This window comes from Streptomyces sp. 150FB (genome assembly GCF_000818195.1).
Lineage (GTDB): Bacteria > Actinomycetota > Actinomycetes > Streptomycetales > Streptomycetaceae > Streptomyces.
In genome coordinates this window covers 3,605,971-3,612,094 of record NZ_JTHL01000001.1, presented here as the reverse complement: position 1 = coordinate 3,612,094, position 6,124 = coordinate 3,605,971, and the positions used below count along the sequence as shown (strand labels likewise).

The 6,124-nt window shown below is 72.2% G+C and carries 5 protein-coding genes; 2 read left to right on the top strand and 3 right to left on the bottom strand.

The window, feature by feature from the left end; translation table 11 throughout:
* A partial coding sequence (locus QR77_RS15410) for a PQQ-binding-like beta-propeller repeat protein (RefSeq protein WP_150130566.1) occupies positions 1–1,233 on the top strand: 1,233 nt, incomplete at its 5' end.
* Positions 1,234–1,256: 23 nt separating this feature from the next.
* On the opposite strand, the gene QR77_RS42180 is transcribed toward QR77_RS15410, so the two are convergent.
* Positions 1,257–2,093: a hypothetical protein gene (locus QR77_RS42180; RefSeq protein WP_052488775.1), complete on the bottom strand. Its 837-nt coding sequence runs from the start codon at positions 2,091–2,093 to the stop codon at positions 1,257–1,259.
* Between the two features lie 254 nt (positions 2,094–2,347).
* Between QR77_RS42180 and QR77_RS15400 the strand changes: the two genes are divergently transcribed.
* Positions 2,348–2,911 carry a hypothetical protein gene (locus tag QR77_RS15400; RefSeq protein WP_236710667.1) on the top strand — a complete coding sequence of 188 codons (564 nt, stop codon included), beginning with the start codon at positions 2,348–2,350 and terminating at the stop codon, positions 2,909–2,911.
* A gap of 145 nt (positions 2,912–3,056) precedes the next feature.
* Here the strand turns inward: QR77_RS15400 and QR77_RS47415 are convergent, their stop codons facing one another.
* Complete coding sequence (locus QR77_RS47415; RefSeq protein WP_173476311.1) at positions 3,057–3,206, bottom strand: hypothetical protein; 150 nt, start codon at positions 3,204–3,206, stop codon at positions 3,057–3,059.
* 327 nt (positions 3,207–3,533) lie between these two features.
* Positions 3,534–6,124 (bottom strand): BTAD domain-containing putative transcriptional regulator (locus tag QR77_RS15395; protein ID WP_040022344.1); only part of this gene is annotated, 2,591 nt, incomplete at its 5' end.

Genomic DNA, 6,124 nt, shown 5'->3' with positions numbered 1-6,124 from the left:
GGGCTGCTCGCCGCCGCCGCCGAGCAGCCGACCAACGCCGTGACCTCGCCCATGGCACCCCCGGTGGCCCCGCCCGCGGGGCCCCCGGACGGCGCGGGACCCGCGCACTGGCGGCCCTGGCGGTTCCGGATGTCCAACGACGTCTGGGGCACCCCGGTCGTCGACGGCGACCTGCTCTACGTCACGTCCTTCGAGGTGCACGCCCTCGATGTGGGCAGTGGCCGCCGCCAGTTCAAGACGCGGGACGTCGCCTGGGCGATGGCCGTCGCCGACGGCCGTATCCACGCCTCCGACGGGCCCACGCTGTACGCGCTCGACGGAGCCGACGGCAGCGAGCGCTGGCGCCTCCAGACCGACGCCTGGGTGTACTCCCTGAAGGTCGACCGGGGCACGGTCGTCACCGGCACCCGGGGCGGCGGCGTGCAGGCCTGGGAGGCGTCCACCGGCGAGAAGCTGTGGGAGACGAGCGGCGCGCAGACCGACTTCGAGACGCCGGAGGCGGGCCCCGCGCTCTTCGACGGCACGGTGTACGTGTGGAAGGACGCCCGGCTGCTGGCGCTCGACGCGCGCTCCGGCGCCGAGCGCTGGTCGTACCCCATCGGTGACGGCGCCTCGTGCGGCGGTGTTCCGATACGCATGATGCCCGCGCCCGACGGGCAGTTGTACGTCTCGGCGGGCACCCGTGTGCTGTCCGCCGACATCGCGACCGGCCATGTGCGCTGGCACTTCGAGGCACCCGCCGTCTTCCTCTCCGCGCCGGCCTTCGCGCCGGGCGCCGCAGTGACGGGCGGCGGGGTCTATCTCGCCGACTACCTCGGCACGGTGTACGCGCTCGACGCCGCGACCGGCAAGGACCGCTGGCGTATCGCCACCGAGTCCCGCCAGTCCACCGAACCGGTGCTCGTCGCCGACGGCAACGTCCATGTCGGCAGCGGCAGCGCGCTGTACACGCTGGACGCGGTGACCGGCACGCCCAAGTGGCGCTTCGCCGCCGGGGGCGAGGTCATCGGCGCGCCGGTCGTCGCCGACGGCCGGCTGCACTTCGGCTCGGCCGACCACGTGCTGTACACACTGGACGCGAGCGGCGGCCAGTTGCGCTGGAAGCTGGCCACGGGCGGCGAGATCACGGGCTCGCCCGTGGTGCGGCGCGGCGTGGTGTACGCGTGCAGCAAGGACCGGTGCGTGTACGCGCTGGACGCGGTGAAGGGTACGGCGACGGGGCGCGGCCGCTGAGCGGTCGCCAGGTCGCCCGGCCGTTACCGGCGCGGGTCGTCCGGGCCGCCGGAGGGCGGCGGGTCCTCGTCCCAGGGCGGCTGCTGCCGCGGGGTGCCGAACGACTGGGTGTCACCGTCGTGCGGCCGCCCCGGATTGCGGGGCTCGTTCGGGTCCTGCGGAGCCTGGGGGTCCTGCGGGGCCTGGGGGGTCTGGGGATCGCCCGGCTGCTGACCGTACTGCTGCTCCGGCTCGTCCCACGACTGCCCGTACTGCGGAGGCTGCCCGTACTGCTGCTGCTCGCCGTACTGCTGTTCGCCGTACTGGGGCGGCTGGGGCTGCTGCCCGTACGCCGACGGTTCCTGGTAGGCGGACGGCTCCCCGTACGGCGATGAGCCGTGCGGATCCCCGGTCCCCTGCGGCTCCCAGTTGCGCGGCAGCACGTCGTCGTGGGTCCGCCGCACGCGCCGCTGCCTGCCGGTCATCACCGCGGCGGCGATGAAGAGCAGGAACGATCCGCCGACGGCGCTCGCCACCCCCCAGCCCAGCCCGGAGCCGTCGCGCGCGATGGCGAGCCCGTTGGCCGCCTGCCCCTGGCGGACCATCCACAGCACGGTGAAGCCGAGGACGATGATCGCGGCGCACAGCACCAGCAGCCGCGAGCGCAGCAGCACCCCGGCCAGGGTGACCAGGGCGGCGAAGAGGAAGGGCAGCATGATCGATTCCCAGTCGCCGCTGCCGTTGTTCGAGATGCCGTTGAACAGGTCGGCGATACGGATGTCACTGCCTTCCCGGCCGTTGAACCAGGAACGGAAAGGGCTGTACACGGCGGCCGCCGCTCCGATGAGAGCGAGGATCGAGCCGATGATGTTGCGGACCATCCCCGGCCTCCTTGGTGTAGGTGGCGTACCTGTTGCTCCAACGGCCGACGCTACGCCCGGTAGCCGCCCCGCGCCATGCGGCGACAAGCGCGCGTAAGGGGACCGGTGGGGACCGGTAGGAGCCGGTGGGAGTCGGTGGGAGCCGTGAGGAAGGCGGCGTGGGCTGTGGGGCCATCCGGGGCCGGGCCGATAATCTCGTCCGCACGATTCGTACGATCAGGTTTTTTTCACAACGGGGGAGAGGCGCTGTTTTGTTGCGTCAACGTCTGAAACTGGTGCTCGTCGCGGCTGGAGTGGGGCTGGCCCTTACGGGGTTCTCGTCGTCACACGGGCACGGCCACAGCCATGGGAGCGGTGGGAGCGGCGGTGGCGGGGGCTGCTCCAGTTCGAGCACGAAGAACGGCACGTACCACGACACGGACTACGACAGTGACGACGACTACGACGATTACGACGACGACGTCAGCTCGTCGTCAGGTGGTACGTACACGGATGATCCGGCCACCGAGAGCCCGTCGGCGACGGGCGACGCGCTCTTCCCGGACGCGCGCGTCATCCACTGCGTGAGTCCCAAGAAGGGCAGCCGCAAGGCCGTCACGTACGCCACGATCGAGGTGACGGGGGACCCGGCGGCCGGGATCGGGCAGCAGTACGAGGTCGACCTGACGGTCCTGGGCAGGGACGGCACCTCGATCGACAGCGGCAGCACGCGGATCGTCCTGGACGGGGACGAGACCAAGACCGTGAAGGTGAAGATGGGCGATCCTGGCCGGGTGTCGCGCGCGAAGAGCTGCGAGGCGATCGCCATGGCGGTCTGACCACCGCCTGACACCGCACCACGCGACAGCAGGGGCCGAGCGATACTCGCTCGGCCCCTGCTGTGCACCCCTCGGTCGCGGCGGCTCCCCCTCCGCGCCGCCGCGACCGGTCCCCGTCCGTAGTGGTCTGTTGTGTCAGTCGCGCTCAGACAGTCTCGCCCGACGCGTGCTCGTCGTTGGGAGTCACCGTCACCGGCTCGCCACTCGCGTGCTCGTCCTTGACCGTCACCGGCTCGCTGCTCGCGTGCTCGTCCTGCGGCTTCACGGTGCCGGGCTTCGTGATCTTCTCGCTCATCGCTCATCAACTCCGTAGACCATGCGTGGTTCGTGAGGCGGAACTGCCCACCCCGGAGGCTCCCCCGATCGTGCCCCCGAGGTGGTGTGTATCGGGCGATTCACCATACGCGGCGACACCCAGCGATCCGTTTGCCCCCCGAGGCGACGGGTCGATATCGATGAGAGTGACGTCTCGGAATAAACAAACGATGAACGCGCCGTTGAGCCGATGATGAGCGACCTCACCGGCCCCACGGGCCCCACGCGCCTCCGTGGAGCCACCCCACGCGCCCCCGCGAAGGGAGCCCGTCGGACAGGACCAGGACCAGGACCGCGCCCGGGGCCGCTACGCCGCAGCCGCAGGCGCCAGCAGCGCGCGTACCTCGTCCGCCTCCGACGACCCCAACTGCTCGTAGATCGACAGCGCTTCGCGCCAGCACGTCTCGGCCCGCACACTCTGCGAGATCGCCGCAAGCGCCCTGCCCAGCACGGTCAGGATCGTCCCGCGCCGCCACTCACCGCCGATTCCCTTGAGCGCCAGGGCCTGTTCGGCATGGGCCGCCGCCTGCACCGGGCGGCTCATGGTGAGATGCGCCTCGGCCAGCCGGAAGTGCGCCATGCCCTCCCACAGCGGTTGCCTGCTCTCGCCGAACGAGTCCAGCGCGGCCGTGAGTTGGTCCAGCGCCTCGCGGGGCCGGCCCGCCGCGGTGAGCGCGAGGCCCAGCGCGTACTTGCCGTTCGCGAGCCGGAACGTCGCTCCCAGCCCGTGGTAGATGGCGACCCCCTGCATGGCCAGGTCCACCGCGCTGGAGGTCTGCCCGAGCTGGAGGTGGACCCGGGAGAGGTTGCAGAGCGCGCTCGCCTCCCCCGGTCGGTTGTGGTCGGCGCGGAAGGCGTCGATGGCCTGCCGGAAGTGGGTCTCGGCGTCCTCGTACCTGTGCTCGTACAGCGCGATGATGCCGCGCTGGTTGGGCGCGCGGCCGATGGACACCGGGTCGTCGGCCGTCAGGCCGATCTCCAGGGCGCGCCGCGCCTCGTCGTCGGCCTCGGCGAACTTGCCGGTGAGGCTCTGCACATGGGCGAGGAAGGTCCGTGCCCGGCCCTCGGCCCCGGTGTCGCCCGCTGCCTGCGCCGCCACGCAGATGGTCGCCGCGGTGACCTCGTACCGGCGCGCGTTCGCGCCCGATTCGGCCAGGTCCATCGACGCCATCAGAAGGTCGGCCGCGCGCCGCAGTGTGTCGCCGCTGTCCACGAGCGGCCTCGTGGCTGAGCTGTGCGCGCACGCGAGCAGGCAGTCGGCCTCGGTGAACAGCCAGTCCAGCGCGGCGTGCCGGTCGGGGAAGTCCAGGCCCGGCCTGACCGTCGGCTCCAGGTGGTCCACCAGCCGGTCGCCGGGCCGCTCCAGCGCGTACACCCGGGCCGCCGTCGCCAGGTAGAAGTCCAGCAGCCGCGACAGCGCCGACTCCCTCTCGGACGAGGGCTGTTCGTCGCGTTCGGCGCAGGAGCGCGCGTAGAGGCGTACGAGGTCGTGGTAGCGGTAGCGGCCGGGCGCCGCCGACTCCAGGAACGACGTGTCGACCAGCGCCTCCAGCATGTCTTCCGTGTCCTGGTGCGACAGGTCGAGCAGGGCGGCGGCCGCGGCCACCGACATGTCGGGCCCGTCAGCGAGGCCGAGGAGCCGGAACGCGCGTGCCTGGGCCGGTTCGAGCTGGCCGTATCCCAGCTCGAAGGTGGCCTTCACGGCGAGGTCGCCCGCCTGGAGTTCGTCCAGCCTGCGCCGCTCGTCGGCGAGTTTGGCCGCGAGGATCGACACCGTCCAGGTGCGCCGCGCGGCGAGGCGGGAAGCGGCGATCCGGATGGCGAGCGGCAGGAAACCGCAGGAAGCGACGGTGTCCAGCGCCGCTTTGCGCTCCGAGGTGACCCGCTCCCTGCCGACGATACGGGTGAACAACTGGAGGGCTTCCTCCGGTGACATCACATCGAGGTCGACCAGGTGCGCGCCCGCGAGGTCGACCATCCGTACCCGGCTGGTGACCAGCGTCGCGCAGCCCGCCGTGCCCGGCAGCAGCGGCCGGATCTGCGCCGCGTCGCGCGCGTTGTCGAGCAGGACGAGGATGCGGCGGCCGTCGAGCGTCGACCGGTAGAGCGCGGAGCGCTCGGCGAGCGAGTCGGGGATCGCGGTGTCGGGTGTGCCGAGTGCGCGCAGGAAGGCGCCGAGTACGGTCTCCGGCTCGGCGGCGCGCGAGTCGGCCCCCTGGAGGTCGATGTACAACTGCCCGTCGGGGAAGTGCGGTCGGGCCTCGTGCGCGACCTTCACGGCGAGCGTCGTCTTCCCGACCCCGCCGATGCCGGCGAGCGCCGAGACGGCCATCACCGACCCCTCGGCGGCTGCGAGCCGTTGGCCCAGGTCGCGGACGAAGGCCGCGCGCCCGGTGAAGTCCGGTACGGCCGCCGGGAGTTGGGCGGGCTGGGTGAAGGCGAGGACTTGCGCCGCCTCCTCGACGGGGAGTGCGAGGTCCGAGTCGGCCTGGAGGATGCGCTGTTGGAGCCGTCCCAGCTCGGGGCGCGGGTCGACGCCGAGTTCGTCGGCGAGCAGCCGGCGGGTGTCCGCGTACACGGCGAGCGCTTCCGCCTGCCGGCCGCTGCGGTAGAGCGCCACCATCAGGAGTTCGCGCAGCCGTTCGCGCAGCGGGTGCGCGGCGGTGAGGGCGGTGAGTTCGGAGACGGCCTCGGCGTGGGCGCCGAGTTCCAGGTCGAGGTCGAGGCGCGCCTCGGTCAACTGGAGGCGCCACTCGTCGAGACGGGCGCGCTGTGTCTCGGCGTACGGACCGGGTACGGAGGCGAGCGGCTCGCCGTCCCACAGTCCCAGCGACTTGTTGATCAGTATGCGGGCGCCGGCGCGGTCCCCGGCGCTGCGGGTCTTCTCGGCGTCGGCGG